This is a genomic window from Nocardia sp. NBC_00511, assembly GCF_045161165.1.
In the GTDB taxonomy this organism is placed as follows: Bacteria; Actinomycetota; Actinomycetes; order Mycobacteriales; family Mycobacteriaceae; genus Nocardia.
Map to the genome: position 1 here is coordinate 6,683,757 of NZ_CP107849.1, position 16,246 is coordinate 6,700,002.

Genomic DNA, 16,246 nt, shown 5'->3' on the forward strand with positions numbered 1-16,246 from the left:
ACCCAACACGCCCGGAGCGCGCTGTCCAGCGACACGCCGCACAGGTTTGATCCACAATTGCGCGAAGTGAGAAGTCGGCCACTACCTGCGGCTGAACCGAGATCGCCGACTGTTGTCCCCAAGTAATACACAGGGGGTGCACAACGGTTGGTGAACAATACCCACGTTATCCACAGCTGTGTGCACAGCACCGTTTGGCGCGTTCCCATCCGGTCGCCTAGGTTCGCATTCATTGTCGTGTCCACAGCCCGGGGACGGCACGATCGACAGGTGCTCCACATCCACCACGGGTTTGCCGCTGCGCGTTCACAGTTCGGCGCGGCGGCCCGCGTGGCTGCCGAAGTCTGTCGGTGCGCAGGCGTACAAACGGTCATGCACGTCGTTGCGGGCGCGAGCAGAGAGGACGGTCGAGCCAGATGGCAGTCGTCGACGATCGCGGGCACGACGATCACGGCCCGTCGGATTTTCCCGAGGCCCCCGGTGAGGATTTCGGCCGCCAACCTCCGCACGACATGGCCGCCGAACAATCGGTCCTCGGCGGCATGCTGCTGTCCAAGGACGCCATCGCCGACGTCATCGAGGTAATCCGCCCCGGCGACTTCTACCGCCCAGCCCACCAGGCCGTCTACGACGCCATCCTGGACCTCTACGGCCGCGGCGAACCCGCCGACCCCGTAACCGTTTCCGCCACCCTCGACCGCAAGGGTGAACTCAAACGCATCGGCGGCCCGCCCTACCTGGTGACCCTCACCCAAACGGTCCCCACCGCCGCCAACGCCGGCTACTACGCGGAAATCGTTGCGGAGAAGGCAATCCTCCGCCGCCTGGTAGAGGCCGGCACCCGAATCGTCCAGTACGGCTACGCAGGAGCCGACGGCCAAGACGTAGCCGAGGTCGTAGACCGAGCCCAAGCCGAACTCTACGAAGTAACCGAACGCCGCTCCAGCGAAGACTTCGCCGCCCTCACCGACATCCTCCAGCCCACGATGGACGAACTCGACTCCATCGCCAGCCGAGGCGGCATCTCCCTCGGCGTCCCCACCGGCTTCACCGAACTGGACGAAATCACCAACGGCCTCCACCCCGGCCAGATGATCATCGTCGCGGCGCGTCCCGGCGTGGGCAAGTCGACTTTGGGAATGGATTTCATGCGCAGTTGCTCGATCAAGCACGGCTTGGCGAGCGTCATGTTCTCCCTCGAAATGAGCCGCACCGAGATCGTGATGCGTCTGCTGTCGGCGGAGGCTCGAATCAAGTTGGGCGACATGCGTTCCGGGCGCATGACCGATGACGACTGGACGAAGCTGGCTCGCCGGATGAGTGAGATCAGCGAAGCGCCACTGTTCGTGGACGATTCGCCGAACCTCACCATGATGGAGATCCGCGCCAAGGCCCGCCGCCTCAAGCAGCGGCATGATCTCCGCCTGATCGTGGTGGACTACCTCCAGCTGATGAGCTCCGGCAAGAAGGTCGAATCCCGCCAGCAGGAAGTCTCGGAATTTTCCCGAAGCTTGAAGCTGATGGCCAAGGAACTCGAATGCCCGGTGGTCGCCATCTCCCAGCTGAACCGTGGTCCGGAACAGCGAACCGATAAGCGCCCCATGGTGTCCGACCTTCGTGAGTCGGGCTGCCTTCCGGCGTCCACGCGGATTCTGCGCGCGGACAACGGGAGTGAGGTGACGCTCGGCGAATTGCTGGAAACCGGAGAGCAACCGCTGGTGTGGTCGCTCGACGAGCGGATGCGGATGGTTGCCCGGCCGATGGTGAAGGTGTTCCCCAGCGGGCAGAAAGAGGTCTTCCGGTTGCGGATGGCTTCGGGGCGTGAGGTCGAAGCAACCGGGAATCACCCGTTCCTGACCCTCGACGGGTGGATTCCGCTGGACAGGTTGTCCGTCGGCGATCAACTGGCCATTCCGCGCGTCGTGCACGAGCCCGCCCGCACCGAGCGCCTGACGCACGATGAGGTCGTGGCGTTGGCGCATACCGTGGCCGCAGGCGCGGACTGCGTTCCCGCAGAGGTTTTCTCGCTTCCGAACGACCAGGTCACGCTGTTCCTGAAGGAGCTGTGGACAGTCGGCGGGTCGATTCGCTGGGATGCGGCGCACGACCACGGCCGGGTGGAGTACACCTCGGCAAGTCGTCGACTGATCGATGACATCGGGCAGCTCCTGCTGCGTTTGAGCGTGCACAGCGTGATCAAGCGCGCGAAGACCGCCGACGCGGGCTGGTTGATCAAGGTTGCCAGTGCGGACAACCAGACAGTGTTCCTGACCGCGATCGGCGTGCCCGGATTCGTTCAGACCTCGGCGGCGATCGCACCGAAGCCTGTTGCGAAAGCGACCACGGTGGACGCGGTTCCGAGCCAGGTCGCGGACAAGGTCCGAACCCTGCTGGCAACCAAGGAGATCGCTCCCCCGGACATCCGGTCCGCGATGGGCTCCCGCTTCTGCGGTTCCACCAAGTCGAAGCACTCGGCGGCCCGATCGCGCATTGCCCGGATCGCCGCAGTGCTGGATGACGCGGGTATCGACATGTACGCGACCAACGACGTCCGCTGGGACCACATCGTCGAAATCACCAGCCTCGGTGTGCAAGACGTCTACGATGGCACCGTCGCCGAGACGCATAACTTTGTGGCACAAGGCATTTCGACCCATAACTCCCTGGAGCAGGACGCCGACATGGTCATCCTGCTGCACCGTCCGGACGCCTTCGAACGCGACGACCCCCGAGGCGGCGAGGCCGACCTCATCCTCGGCAAACACCGAAACGGCCCCACCGCAACGATCACCGTCGCCCACCAGCTGCATCTCAGCCGCTTCGTCGACATGGCGCGCGGTTAGCCCGGATTCGTACTGGTCTCAGTCGCAAGAAGATTCGGTCGGCGAGCTTTGCTGGTCGGCCAGGGCAGGCATGCCCCGCGATTCGAGTCCATCAGGTCAGCCCAGTGCCGACAGCGGGTATTTCTGTGCGTTGGTCGGCGGCTGTGATCAGGTCGTCGAGGCGGTGTAGGGCGTTGGTCATGGTGCCGATGTGCCCGGCGAGGCGGCCGCGTTCGGCGACTAGTTCGTCGCGTTGGGTGGGGGTGGTTTTGCCGGTGTCGATGCAGGGCAACAGCTTTGCGATGGTGCGGCTGCTGAGTCCGGCCGCGTAGAACAGCTGGAAGATGCGTACCCGCTCGACTGCGTCCTCGGTGTAGATGCGCTGGCCGGAGGCGGTCCGCTCGGGGATGAGTAGTTCCTGTTCCTCGTAGTACCGCAGGGCGCGCACGCTGACACCGGCGCGGTGGGCGAGTTCTCCGATTCGCATGCGATGTGCCGTCTTTCACGCTGGATCGGCTTGCCTCTCACGCCGACGTCAGGTTTTAGCGTAGCGCTCATGGAACTCGAGAACTCGATCGCACTGGTGACCGGCGCCAATCGTGGCATCGGCCGACGCTTCGTCACTGAATTGCAGAGCCGGGGTGCAGCGAAGATCTACGCGGCAGCCCGCAATCCGGAGGATGTGGATCTGCCCGGGGTGGTGCCGATCCGGCTGGATGTCACCGACGATGCGTCCGTCACGGCCGCGGCGGCAGCAGCGGGGGACGTGACGCTGTTGATCAACAACGCCGGTGTTTCGACGTTCGCGAAACTGGTGGACGGCGCGATGCCCGATATCCGGAAAGAGATGGAGACCAACTACTTCGGGACCTTGCGCATGGTCCGCGCGTTCGCGCCGGTGCTGGCCGCGAACGGCGGTGGCGCGGTACTCAATGTGTTGTCGGTGATGGCCTGGATGGCGTACGAACATTCCAACAGCTATTCCGCCTCCAAGGCCGCCGCCTGGGCGCTGACCAACGGCATCCGCGTCGAACTCGCCGATCAGGGCACCCAGGTCACCGGGCTGGCCATGGCCAGCGTCGATACCGACATGATGACCGGTATCGACGTCGACAAGACCGACCCGGCCCTGATCGCGCGCCGCGCACTCGACGGTGTGCGAGCGGGCGCCCTCGAGGTGCTGGCCGATGCACAGACCTCAGCCTGGAAGGCGCGTCTCGGCGAGGATCCGGCGCTGCTCTATCCGCAGCTCGTCCGCCGTGCGTAACATCCACCGCCACACATTTGTGCCGCTGCACTGATCAACTTCCGCGTGTCGAACATAGATTCGACATACGGTTGTCGCATGCTTGCTGATCGCTCTTTCGAAGAGTCGGATCGTGAGTCCGACAATGCTTTCGAGGTCCGTGAACTGGGCGGTATTGCGGAATCGGCGCGTGTCTTGCGCGCCGATAATGGAGTGCCCGTTTCGTTGAAGGCGCTCGTAGACAGTGGCGAAAGGCCATCGGTGTGGTCGCTCGACGGGCGGATGGCCTTCGTCGCGCGCCCAGTGGATCGGATCATTCCGCTGGGTAGAACCGATGTCGTGCGGGTTCGCCTGGCTTCCGGTCGATCCATCGAGATCGCGGGTACCGCTGGGCTGAGAACCCTTGATGGATGGCGGCGTGTGAGGACCCTCGCGGTCGATGACCGGATCGCCATCCCCCGTTGGATTCCGGAAACCCTGCAAGCTACGGAGCTGCCCGACGCCGAGGTGATTCTGCTCGCGCACATGATCGGTGACGGTTCGTGCGTGAAGCGGCAGCCCATCCGATATGCCAGCATCGACGAAGAGAACCTGGCCGCGGTAACCAATGCGGCCACGCATTTCGGAGTCACCGCCGTCCGCGATGACTATGCGGCGGCCAGGGTGACCACGTTGCGCTTGCCTGCCCCATATCACCTCACACACGGCCGACGGAATCCGATCGCCGCGTGGCTCGACGAGCTCGGACTGTTCGGTCTTCGAAGCTATGAAAAGTTCGTTCCGGCAGCGATTTTCACGCTGCCGACTGAACAGGTAGCGCTGTTCTTACGGCATCTGTGGGCGACGGACGGATCCGTTCGATGGGACGAGCGAGGCAGGCAAGCGCGGATCTACTACGCCTCGACCAGTCTGCGGCTGATCGAGGATGTCACCGTGCTGCTGCTCCGGCTGGGCGTCCACGGGCGACTCAAACGAGTGCAGAAGCCCGGGTATCGCGATTGCTGGCATCTGGTGGTCGACGGCGGTGAGAACCAGACGACGTTTCTCGAGGATGTCGGCGTCCACGGTGCGCGCGGCAGGTCCGCGGAAGCCGCTCTGGCACAACTCGACACGATGACCACGAACACCAACGTCGATACCGTTCCGCGTGAAGTGTGGAACCGCGCCCAGCAACTGCTGCCGACACGAGGAATGACCCATCGGCAGTTTCAAGCCGCCATGGGTACGAAGTACTGCGGGTCGGCCATGTGGAAGAGTTCGCCGAGCCGGTTGCGGTTGGCACGAGCGGCGGAGATCCTCGATGCCGCCGATCTCGCGATGCTGTGCCTGGACGACATCTTCTGGGATCGGATCACCGAAATCACGCTTCTCGGTGAACAAGTTGTGTTCGCGGCTTCCCCGGATGGCTCGAACGGCCTTGTTGCGCAGGGGATAGCTGTTCGGACCAGCCTGTGACGGCGGTACCCGGTCGTCGCGGCGGGGGATCGGTGCTGTTCGGGCTCTGCGGCAGCGCTCGAGATGGTGGTGTCGCGGCCTGTAGCCTGTGGTTCATGACCGTCTCGAACCGTGAGCCGGGGGTTGATCGGGGCGTCAAGCGGAGGCGATCGACTGCGGTGCGGCCTACTGATGACAGCTTGCTCGATGGGGTGGTGGCTGTGTTCGGGGTGCGCGGGTTCGATGGGGTGACCATGGATGAGCTGGCGGTGGCGGCGGAGACTTCGAAGCCGACGCTGTATGCGCATTTCGGGGGGAAGGAGCAGCTGTTCGAGGCTTGTGCGCGGCGGGAGGCGGGGCGGCTGCGGGGGTGGATGCTCGAGAGTTATGGGCGGGCGGCGGGGCTCGGGGTGCGGATGCACACCGAGGTGACGACGCGGGCGCTGTTCGAGTTCGCGGCGCGGCATGATCACGGGTTCCGGGTGTTGTTCGGGTCGGCCACCAGGCCGCATGCGCAGCAGCTCACCGATGAGGCGATGGCGCCGGTCATCGCTGCGATCGCCGAGCTGATTCGCGTCGAGCATCACACGGGCGGCAGCGTGTGGGGTGTCAGTGCCGAGTTCTGTGCGGCGGTGGTGGCCGATATCGCGGTGCGTGGTGTCACGCAGGCTGTCGAACTCGGGTTGGATTTCGACGCGGCCGCGGAACTGACCGTGTCGATGATCGTTGCGACACTTCGGCATCTGGATGCGGCGGCGGCGCACCGGCTCGATCAGGCGCACACCTCGGATCGCACCGACTCGCCGGTGCCGACCGCCGAACAACCTTATCCGGAACTGACTTTCGCGCAGTCCAGTCCGCCGGAGCGGCCGGGCCGGGCGCCCGGCGCCACCGAGGACCAGGTGCTCGATGCGACCCTGCGCAGCTTCCGAACCACGGAGCGGTTCGAAATAGCCGCGGTGACAACGGAACTCGGTATCAGCCGCACCACCCTGTACCGGTGGTTCGGTTCCCGGGAGGGCCTGCTCGCGGCCGCCTTCGCGCGTGCGTTCGCGCAGCTGGTGGTCCGTGTCGATCGTCGGCAGACCAGTCGGGGCGCGGTACGGATCTCCGAGGTGCTCGATCAGGCGACCCGGGCGGTGGCCGCGGATCCCGGACTCCGCGCGTTCCTGCGCAACGAGGAAGCCACCGCACTGCGTTTGATCACCCGCGCCGACGGCCTCGTCCATGCGGGCAGCGTCGCCGTCATCGAGGCATTGATAGAGCGCGCCCGCCGCGTCGACGGTTACCGCCCGCCGGTCGAAACATCCACGCTGGCTTACGCTTTGGCTCGGGTGGGCGAGGCCTTCCTGTACAACGACACGGCCGCGGACATGCGCGGCGACGTGGAGCATCTGCAGCAGGTGCAGCGCCTGCTGCTGGGCACCAGCGGCGCGGCGGGACCCGCATCACCGTGATGCGGGTCCCGCTGTCCTGGTCGGCTGCCGCCGGTTCGGCGCGCACGGCAGCCGCGGTTCACCCGTTGCGGGGGTGGCCGAAGCAGTCGATCGGCATGGCGTGCTCGGGGTCGAGCGCATTCAGCACATGTTGTGCCGCAACCGGATCGGAGGATGCCCCGTTGTGTTCGAAGAGCGCGAGCGGGCACTGGTCCTGCACCACGATGTTGGTGACGTTGGGCGCGATCGGCCCGAACCCGCTGGTGTAGGGCAATACGATCTCGTCGTAGCGGGTCATGATGAACGTGTATCGAATGCCGGGTTCATAGGCCACACCGGAATTGAGCGCGTCGAGATAGTCGGATCCGGCGGTCAATTGCACCGCGGCCCCGACCCCCGCGTTCAGCACCAGCTGCTGCGCCCCGCCCCACAGCCCCACCCGCGCGAGCAGTGCCCCGAGCAGCGCTCCGCCATTGGCCTGGGTGCCGTTGTTGACCGGGGTGAGGTTCACGGATTTGGCGACCTTGTCGGTTCCCCCGAGGAACTTGATGTACCAGCGCGGCATCACGGTGCCCTCGGAGTGGCCGACGAAGTCGACCTTCTCCGCTCCGGTGGCGGCCAGCACCCGGTCCACGAACGGTGCGAGTTCCGTTGTCGCCGAGTCGATCATGGATCCCAGACCCGGCACCGTGTTCAGCGGGGCGGGCAACTGTGGCTGCATCCCGTAGTTGAGCGCGAAGACGCAGTATCCGTTGTCGGCCAGTAGCGGTGCGAGCGTCGCCCAGTCGGCGGCCTGCGGTGCGGTGAGGCCGTGCAGCAGGATGACGGGCTCCGGATGCGCCGAGGAGGGCCGGCAGTTCCAATCGTTGGCGCCGGGCGGGGACGCGGGATCGAAGTAGTGGGCCAGGCCCGCGCCCAACCCGTAGGGCACCGGGTAGGACGGTTCGGCGGCGGCGGTCGATGTCATGGAAAGTGCTGCGGCGCAGGCTGATACGGCAGTGGCGAGCAGCCGGAACGGGCCGCGGCGACGGATCGGGTGAGGTGAAGACATATGGATCTCCTGGAACGACGTTGTGCCTTGTCCATTGCTATCACGCTTTACCATCGAGTAATGATTGAATGAAGAATCCCGAGTAAGTTCAGCAATTGATGGAACACAGACGGCCGACCGTCTCACACATCACCCGACTAGTCAGTGCCGGGTGCTCACGGTTCCCCGCCGCCTGCCGCCGTGAGCGCGGTCCAGTCGATCGCACGCTTGAGCACCTTGCCGGTCGGTCCGAGCGGCAGTGCGTCCACGAACACGAAGCGATGCGGCACCTTGTACGCGGACAGGCGCTCCTTCGCCCAGACCCTGATCTGCTCCGCGGTGGGACTGTGACCGGGCAGCAGCACGACGGCCGCGCCGACCTCCTCCCCGTGGCGCGGGTCCGGGATACCGATCACCGCGACCTCGGCGATGCCCGGGTGCCGGTGCAGCACCTCCTCGACTTCACGCGGATACACGTTGTACCCGCCGCGAATGATGAGCTCCTTCAACCGATCGACGATGAACAGGTACCCGTCGAAATCCAGGAACCCCAGGTCTCCGGTCCGCAGCCAGCCGCCCGGCAGCTCGGCGGCGGTCGCGTCCGGACGCCGCCAATAGCCCTTCATGATGGAGGGGCCGCGCAGGAAGACCTCGCCGATCGCGCCGATCGCCACCTCGGTACCGTCCGCGTCCCGGATCTCGATATCGGTGCCGGGCAGCGCCTGCCCCACCGAGCCCTCCGGGTAGTCACGATCGAGGGCCAGATAGGTTGCCGCACCGGTGGATTCGGTCAGGCCGTAACCCTCGAGAATGGTGCACCCGAAGCGCTCGGCGAAGGCCGTGGCCACCTCCCGGGGCAGCGCCGCTCCCCCGGATGCCGCCAAGCGCAGACCGCACACGTCGGCGGCGCCGATATCACTGTCGGCGCGCAGCATCGCGTGCCACATGGTCGGGACACCGGCCACCACGGTGAGCTCATGATCGCGAATCAGCTCGAGCATGGCGACCGGCGTGAACGGTGACAGCAACGAGAAGGAGCAACCCAGGTTCAGCGCGGTGAGCAACGCGACGACCTGGCCGTAGACGTGGAACAGCGGCAGTCCCGTACCGAGCCGGTCCGCAGATCCGAGACCGAGTTGCTCGGCATAGACATTTGCGGTGTGCGCGAGGTTGGCGATGGTCAGCTCCACGCCTTTGGGCTTGCCCGTGGTTCCGGAGGTGTAGAGCAGCACGGCGGTGTCGTCGACGGATCGCGAAATCGGTTCGAGCAATGGATGTTCGGAGTCCGTGATCGCACCTGGTTCCAGCCGCACCCGCCGGATTCCACGGAAGGCGGCTGCGGCAGCTCCCGCGGTGCCGACATGCCAGTCCACGATCAGCGACGCATCCGAATCGACTATCACCCAGTCGATTTCATGCCTGGTCGCCATGGTGTTCACGGTGACGACCACGACCCCGGCCAGCTGTGCGCCGAGGTAGGCGATCACGAACTCCGGCCGGGTCGGGGCGATCAATACGATCCGGTCACCGGACCCGACGGCGAGTTCGCGCAGCATTCCGCCGAAACTCGCCGCGCGTCTGATGAGTTCGCCGTAACTCAGTTCTTCGCCGGGGGTGCGCAGCGCGATGCGGTCCGGATCGATCGTGGCGTGCCGCCAGGCGGGGTCGACGATATTGGCCATGACGGGGGTACTCCTCGAATATTCGAAAGTCTTGCGGTACATGGCTTCCCAGGGATCACGGCAGCAGAATGACGCGGCCGACGGTCGCACCCGCACCGAGCCTGGTGAGTCCTTCGGGGAGCTCGACGAGCGGGATCATGCTGTCGATGACCGGCGAGATGAGCCCCTGATCCACGAGTTCGGTCAGCGCGCCGTGCGCCTCGAGCACCGCGCGGTGGCGATGCTGTCGATACAGTCCCCAGTGCAGTCCGAGAATCGAATAGTTCTTCACCAGTGCGTGATTGAGCGCCGGAGCCTGCACCACTCCGGCCGCGAAGCCGACCACGACGATCCGCCCGTCGAACGCGATGCATTTCGTCGAGCGCGTGTAGGTTTCTCCACCGACCGGGTCGTAGATCACGTCGGCGCCGTGACCGTCGGTGACGGCCCGCACCACAGCGACGAAGTCCTCGGCGGTCCGATCCACGACGACGTCGGCTCCCTGCGAGCGTGCGATCGCCACCTTGTCCGGACCGCCGACGACCGCGATCACCCGCGCACCGGCCGCCTTGCCCAATTGCACCGCGGCACTTCCCACCCCGCCTGCCGCGGCATGCACGACCAGCGTCTCACCACGCTGCAGCGCGGCCCGGTGATGCAACCCGAACCATCCGGTCTGATAGCCGATGTGGAACGCGGCGGCCTGTGCGTCCTCGAGAATGCCCGGTGCGACGAAGACCTCGGCGGCTCGCACCAGGGCGAACTCGGCGAACGCGCCGTGCGGCATGGTCGTCACGCCGATGATCCGGTCCCCGGTCCGGAAGCCGCCCGCATCCGCACCGACGGCGACCACCTCGCCGCAGAGTTCGACGCCCGGCGTGAACGGCAGTTCCGGGCGGACCTGGTATTCACCCCGGCACATCAGTACATCGGGGAAATTCGCCGCAGCGGCACGAACCCGGACCACCAATTGCCCCGGTCCGGCGACGGGATCATCGACATCGGTCCACCGCAGGGCATCCACGGGGTCGCCCAATTCTGCTATCTGCCAAGCCTTCACAGCTGCCTCCGGTCAATGTGCGGGGGCAACCGAGACGCAGCCGAGCAACCGCCCGGTGATGACCCGCATATTTGGAACAAATCACTGTGAACGTTCCATACGAGGGTCGAGGTGTCAATGAAAACTACAGCCTTGACTTGTTTCTACACGTCACGAGCTGGATGGCAGTCGAGCACATTTACCAAATAGTAAAGCTAGCTGCGACCGCGCTGAGGCGATGTTCGACGCTCGGCTGTCACTCCACGTCGTCGGGTTCCTCGTCGGACCACTGGAGGCCGAGGCGGAAGGCTTGGAGGGCTTGGGGTTCGGGGGACATCCAGGCTTCGAAGCCGAGTTGCTCAGGGGAGGTGATTCCGGCGGCGGTGACGGCGGCCTTCACTTGGGTGGCTATTTCTCGGCCGGAGTTGGGGCCGTGGGGGTAGGTCTGTTCGAGAGGGTCACCGTCGGTGCGGATTTCGAGGTGGTGGGCGGCGTAGGCGCAGAACCAGCCGTGGGCCAGCCAGTCGCCGCTGGATCGGGCTGTCAGTTGCCAGATGACGTTGGTGGCGTGGGGGTAGAGGACGGGGAGGTCCCAGGAGAGGGAGTTGAAGACGGTGTCGAGGTTGTGCTCGAAGGCTTCGAGGGTGAGGGCGTCTGGTTCCTTGTAGCCGAGGGGGCCGATGTCGTGGTGGCGGGATTCGTCGGGCCAGGCCAGCCAGGTGAGGGTGGGACGGTATTCGCCTGTCTGCCAGGCGTGGTCGTCTTTGGTCTCGCGGGCTGGTCTCGATTCGATCCGCAGGTGGACGCCGCCCGGTCGGAGTCGGCGGACCAGGGTCACGATGGTGGTGGGGCGATGCCAGATCGCCCGCGCCTCCGAGCCTCCGACCAGGTCGGGGGTGCCGAGCAGTTGGACGCAGTGGGCCAGGGCGGTGACGAAGGCGGCATCACGGTCCTGGTCCGGGCGGCTGTAATACAGGTCCAGGCTTCGGAATTCACCGAATGGATCGCCGGTCTCCGGCTCGCGCCGGGCGAAGAGCAGACAGTCGTCGGCGGCGACGGCGAGTTCGCTCGATGCGTGGGCGGGCCAGCCGACAGCGGCGAGAGCTGATTCCAGGGCGGCATTCGACCAGGGGGCGAGTTCCGCCTCCAGCACGAGGGGCAGCGCGGTCGCGAACGCGCCGAGGTCGACTCGGCGGCCCCAGTTGCGTTTCCACCAGGCGTCGAGCTCTTGGTCCATCGCTCGGCGTTCGGCGTCGGTCTGGTTGCGCAAATCACTCACGGCCGCAGCGTAACTGCGGGGTCCGACGTATTCATAGGACGGCTATTCGTCGGTTGTGGTTGCGGCCCAGGGGTTTACGGGAACCACGGCAGCGGCTTGGCCGGACCGGTCGAGGAGGCGGCCCCAGGATTTGATGGGGCGCAGGATGAGGCGCTGGTCGACCACCGCCGCTTCGGGATGACTCGTGGCGAGGCGGGTCAGTAGCGGGTGGAGGTGGGTGGGGTGGTGGGTCTGGGTCATGAGCAGGAGGTTGGCTCGGCCGACCACCGAGAGGCAGATTCGGGTTTCGGGCCAGGTGGAGAGATCGCGGCCGATGGTTGCGAGATCCTCGGGGGGTGCCGCCAGCCAGAGGATGTATTCGGTGGGCCAGCCGGCTTCGGGGCGGGTGAAATCGGTTCGGAAGCTGAGCATTCCGCGGCGGACGAGGGCGTCGAGGTGGCGGCGGACCAGGTGTTCAGAGGTGTCGAGGGTGCGGGCGAGGTCGCGGTAGCGGGCGCGGCCGTCGTGTTGGAGGGCCTGGTCTTCGGGGGTGAAGGGGCGGGTGCGGGCGGGGCGGCGGTGGGCAGGGGTGTCGTCGCGGTCGTCACCGGAATTCCGCCCACCACGACCGCCCTGGCCGAATCCGCACTGGATGCCACCACCGACCACCGCGAGATCCGCATCGGCACAGGTGCTTTCGGCCGCCGCGGCTACGCCGGGCCGCGCCCGATCCCCGGGCACGGCCCGCACCGCTACGTCTTCCAGCTCTTCGCCCTCGACCGCCCCGCCGGTCTCGGCCCGGACGCCACCCTCGCGGGCGTCCTGAAGGCCATCGACGGTCATGTGCTGGCGCGCGGCAAGCTGACCGGAAGCTACGAGCGCTAGCCGATACTCGCCGAGAGATCCGGCAGCATCCGGTTGGCTTCGTCCTGCCAGGTGTTCCAGGCGTGAATTCCGAAGTCCGGGAACGAATACGCGACATTGGTAGCGCCGAGACTGGACATGCGCACCTGGAAGGCACGGGTGTTGACCAGCGCCAGGGCTTCCAGCGCCATGCCGTTGACGGTGCCGAAATTCGGTCCGTCGGTGGCGCCGGGGCGGCCGCTGGCGGCGGCGATGTACACGCGGGTGTTGTTGTTCACCAGGTTCGGCGCGAACACGAACGGGTCCATGTGCAGCCACTGCGGTCCCCACGGCGGGGCCATCGAGTCGACGTTGTAGCCGCCCGCCTCGATCATGCCCACGCGGATGGCCTCTCGCATGCCGGGGGCGGAATTGTTCAGATAGCCGGAGAACGAGCCCGCGAAGCTGAACTGGTCGGGGTGGTAGGCGGCCAAGGTCAGCGCGGCGCTGCCGCCGGTGGACAGGCCGAAGACACCGTTGCGATTGGGGTTGAAGCCCAGGCGATCTCGCAGTGCCCAGCGCAGGTCCTGGCTGAGGAAGCTTTCCCAGGTGTACCGGTAGCTCTTGCCGGGGCCGCCGGAGAGCGCGTCGGTGGCGCCGGATCCGGTGTTGGCCGAACCGGTGCCGGGCGGGATGCCGAAGAAGGAGCTGGGCGCGTTCCAGTCGGCGTACCAGCTGGACTGACCGCCAACGGGCATGACCACGTTGATGTTCCAGCTGGCGAGGGTTTCGGCGACACTGGTCTCGATCTCCCAGCCGCTGAGGTCCTCGCGGGCCCGCATGCCGTCGAGGGCGTAGACGACCCGGTTGGTGTTGCCGTCGGCCGCGCGCATCACCCGGGTCTTGATCGGCCCCATGCTCGGGGAGTCGACCCAGAAGTCGAAGGCGGCGGGGTTGAAGGCCGCGGCTGCTGTCGCGCCGCCGCCCGCCACGGCGATGCCGAGGGGAGCCAGCAACGCCAGCGCGACCACCAGCACCGCCCGTCGTAGCCACCCGTCGGCGGTGTCCTGCGAATTCGATCTACCGCGAATCGATCTCATGGATCGACGATCCTTTCGGTCGAGCGGCCGTAGAGCCGCAGGGCTTTCCGGATCCGGTCCCCGAACCGGAAGTAAGCGGGCACGACGACGGTGGCAGTTACCGTCGTCGCGCTCGCTCGAAGGATGTATCGGACGCGGCTGTGATTTTGTTGCTAAATATTTGCGGATTGATCGTGAATTGGTTCATCCACGCTGGTCAACGCGGCGTGTGGGATACCGTCGATCAATGACGCGGAACCGGGTGGGACGCTCGCGCATTGCGCGCATCGGTGTGGTGGGGGCGGCGGTGGCCTTGGTCGCGGGCGGCTGCGGTTCGGGCGGGTCGCCCGGGAGCGCGACGCAGGCCGCGCCCAGCTGGCCGCCCACCTCCGGTCGCGGTGACTGCGCGGTCGGCAAGCAGGACAACGTGCCCGCCACCATGCGCGACGGGACCGTGCTGAAAGCCGATGTGTACCGACCGAAGACGAACGACCCGGTCCCGGTGATCCTGATGCGCACCCAGTACGGCAAGACCGCGGCCCAGATCCAGCCCTTCCGCTATCAGACACCGGACTGGTTCGCCTCGCACTGCTATCTGGTGGTGGTACAGGACATTCGAGGTCAGGGCGCTTCGAGCGGCACCTTCACCGAGTTCGGCAACGATATGACCGACGGCTACGACTCGGTGGAGTGGGCGGCGTCGCTACCGGGGTCCAGCGGCAAGGTCGGCATGTACGGCTCGTCGTATGTCGGTGCGACGCAATGGCTCGCCGCCGTCGGCGCGCCACCGCACCTGACCACCATCGTTCCGGCCAATACCGCCTCCGACTACTACGACGGCTGGAATTACGAGGGCGGCGCGTTCCGGCTGGCCTTCGTCGAACCGTGGGCGATGGAGACCATCGGCGCCACCGCCGCGGTCAATCGCGGCGACACCGCCACCGCGAAACAGTTGACCAGTGACGCCGCGAACTACACCCGCTGGCTGGGTTACCGCCCCTACCAGCAGTTTCCGCCGCTGCACCCGGAGAATCCGGCGGTCGCGCCGTGGTTCTACGACTGGCTCCGGCATTCCAGCCGCGACGACTACTGGAAGCAGTGGAGCATTCGGGACCGCTACTCGAATGTGAAGGTGCCGGTACTGGATTTCGAAGGCTGGTACGACGCGTTCCTCGCGGGCGGCACCGAGAATTTCAGCGGCATGGTCGCGCAGGGCGGTACGCCCGAGGCGCGGCAGCATCAGCGCTTGGTACTGGGCCCGTGGGATCACGTCGGGTGGGGGCGGCCGGGCAGCGGAGTCGAGACGCCGATGCTGGCGGCGGCGGGGGAACCGGGCAACAGCCCGATCAACGATCTCATGCTCAGCTGGTACGACCATTTCCTGAAGGGCAAGGACAACAACGTTTCCGGGTCACCGCGCGTCGACTATTTCCTGATGGGTGCGAACACCTGGAAGTCCTCGACCGCGTGGCCGTTGCCGAATACCAACTGGACCACCTATTACCTGTCCGGCAACGGCGGCAACGGGGTGGCGGGCCGGGTCGGGCAGTTGAAGGCCGACGCGCCCAAGGACCCGCAGGCCCCGGACGCCTACGACTACGACCCCGCCGATCCGGTGCCGAGTGCGGGCGGGCACTCCTGCTGCGGCGCGAACGCCGGACCGCAGGGGCCGGTGGATCAATTCGTGGTGGAGCAGCGCTCGGACGTGCTCACCTACACGACCGCGCCGATGACCTCCGACACCGAACTCACCGGCCCGATGAAGCTGACGCTGTGGGCCGCGTCATCGGCGACCGACACCGATTTCACCGCGAAGGTGGTGGCGCTCGCACCGGACGGATCGTCGATCAACCTGAACAACGGCATCATTCGCGCCGCGTACCGGGATTCGCTCGAACATCCCACGCCGATCGTGCCCGGACAGCCCACCCGCTACACCATCGATATCTGGCCGACCAGCTATCTGGTGCAGGCGGGGTATCGGATTCGTCTGGAGGTCTCCAGCAGTGACTTCCCGCAATTCGCGCCGAATCCGAATACCGGTGATCCGTTCGGCCAGAACACGAATGCGCAGATCGCGTCGCAGACCATCTATCACGATGCCGAACATCCCTCGGCGCTGGTGCTTCCGGTGATTCCGGGCGGGGATCGCGGCAGTTCCGAATTCCCGCAGTCGCACTGAGGGATTCCGCAGGAAGACAGTGGGATTCCCGCAGGCAGTGGGCGGGGAGAATGCTGTGGCCGGGCTTCCCAAGGTTGTCCGCCCCGTGGGGAAGCCCAGGCCGCCGTCCACAATAGTTGATCGTTCACAGGCCGCTGCTGTCCGCCCGTCCGGGCAGGTGTCCAGCACTGCCTGACCGTTTCGTCCGGAATCGAATTCCGCCCCGGCAAGGGCGCG

General features: G+C 66.1%; 13 protein-coding genes. 6 read left to right on the forward strand and 7 right to left on the reverse strand.

The annotated features are described in order from the left end of the window. Positions 1-416 precede the first annotated feature (416 nt). Positions 417-2,843 (forward strand): replicative DNA helicase, encoded by a 2,427-nt coding sequence (locus OG300_RS31225; RefSeq protein ID WP_405487139.1) that lies wholly within the window; start codon positions 417-419, stop codon positions 2,841-2,843. A gap of 91 nt (positions 2,844-2,934) precedes the next feature. On the opposite strand, the gene OG300_RS31230 is transcribed toward OG300_RS31225, so the two are convergent. Then, entirely contained in the window at positions 2,935-3,309 is a 375-nt protein-coding gene (locus OG300_RS31230) for a MerR family transcriptional regulator (RefSeq protein WP_405487141.1), read from the reverse strand. A 69-nt stretch (positions 3,310-3,378) separates the two neighbouring features. Here OG300_RS31230 and OG300_RS31235 point away from each other — a divergent pair, with 69 nt between their 5' ends. The 3 genes from OG300_RS31235 (at position 3,379) to OG300_RS31245 (ending at position 6,959) form a co-directional block, all read left to right on the forward strand. Continuing rightward, positions 3,379-4,089, forward strand: a complete 711-nt coding sequence (locus OG300_RS31235; RefSeq protein ID WP_405487143.1) for an SDR family oxidoreductase — start codon at positions 3,379-3,381, stop codon at positions 4,087-4,089. A gap of 78 nt (positions 4,090-4,167) precedes the next feature. Continuing rightward, positions 4,168-5,523, forward strand: coding sequence for an LAGLIDADG family homing endonuclease (locus OG300_RS31240; RefSeq protein ID WP_405487145.1), 1,356 nt, complete (start codon positions 4,168-4,170; stop codon positions 5,521-5,523). Between the two features lie 95 nt (positions 5,524-5,618). Next, positions 5,619-6,959 (forward strand): QsdR family transcriptional regulator, encoded by a 1,341-nt coding sequence (locus OG300_RS31245; protein ID WP_405487147.1) that lies wholly within the window; start codon positions 5,619-5,621, stop codon positions 6,957-6,959. Positions 6,960-7,017: 58 nt separating this feature from the next. Here OG300_RS31245 and OG300_RS31250 read toward each other — a convergent pair whose 3' ends face one another. The 5 genes from OG300_RS31250 to OG300_RS31270 form a co-directional block, all read right to left on the reverse strand. Next, positions 7,018-7,989, reverse strand: coding sequence for an esterase/lipase family protein (locus OG300_RS31250; RefSeq protein WP_405487149.1), 972 nt, complete (start codon positions 7,987-7,989; stop codon positions 7,018-7,020). Positions 7,990-8,144: 155 nt separating this feature from the next. Beyond that, on the reverse strand, positions 8,145-9,650 hold the full coding sequence (locus OG300_RS31255) for a class I adenylate-forming enzyme family protein (RefSeq protein WP_405487151.1): 1,506 nt from the start codon (positions 9,648-9,650) through the stop codon (positions 8,145-8,147). Positions 9,651-9,705: 55 nt separating this feature from the next. Beyond that, a complete protein-coding gene (locus OG300_RS31260; protein WP_405487153.1) occupies positions 9,706-10,689 on the reverse strand; it encodes an NADPH:quinone oxidoreductase family protein in 984 nt (327 codons plus the stop codon). A 235-nt stretch (positions 10,690-10,924) separates the two neighbouring features. Next, a complete protein-coding gene (locus OG300_RS31265; RefSeq protein ID WP_405487155.1) occupies positions 10,925-11,947 on the reverse strand; it encodes a hypothetical protein in 1,023 nt (340 codons plus the stop codon). Positions 11,948-11,989: 42 nt separating this feature from the next. Then, the gene (locus OG300_RS31270; RefSeq protein WP_405487157.1) at positions 11,990-12,358 is read right to left on the reverse strand and encodes a hypothetical protein; all 369 of its coding nucleotides are present in this window, start codon (positions 12,356-12,358) and stop codon (positions 11,990-11,992) included. 39 nt (positions 12,359-12,397) lie between these two features. On the opposite strand from OG300_RS31270, the gene OG300_RS31275 reads away from it, so the two are divergent. Then, positions 12,398-12,811 (forward strand): YbhB/YbcL family Raf kinase inhibitor-like protein, encoded by a 414-nt coding sequence (locus tag OG300_RS31275; protein ID WP_405487159.1) that lies wholly within the window; start codon positions 12,398-12,400, stop codon positions 12,809-12,811. On the opposite strand, the gene OG300_RS31280 is transcribed toward OG300_RS31275, so the two are convergent. Further along, positions 12,808-13,869 (reverse strand): alpha/beta hydrolase, encoded by a 1,062-nt coding sequence (locus OG300_RS31280; protein ID WP_405487161.1) that lies wholly within the window; start codon positions 13,867-13,869, stop codon positions 12,808-12,810. The genes OG300_RS31275 and OG300_RS31280 overlap by 4 nt on opposite strands. 271 nt (positions 13,870-14,140) lie before the next feature. Here OG300_RS31280 and OG300_RS31285 point away from each other — a divergent pair, with 271 nt between their 5' ends. After that, a complete protein-coding gene (locus tag OG300_RS31285) occupies positions 14,141-16,030 on the forward strand; it encodes a CocE/NonD family hydrolase (protein ID WP_405498754.1) in 1,890 nt (629 codons plus the stop codon). The last annotated feature ends 216 nt before the right edge of the window (positions 16,031-16,246 follow it).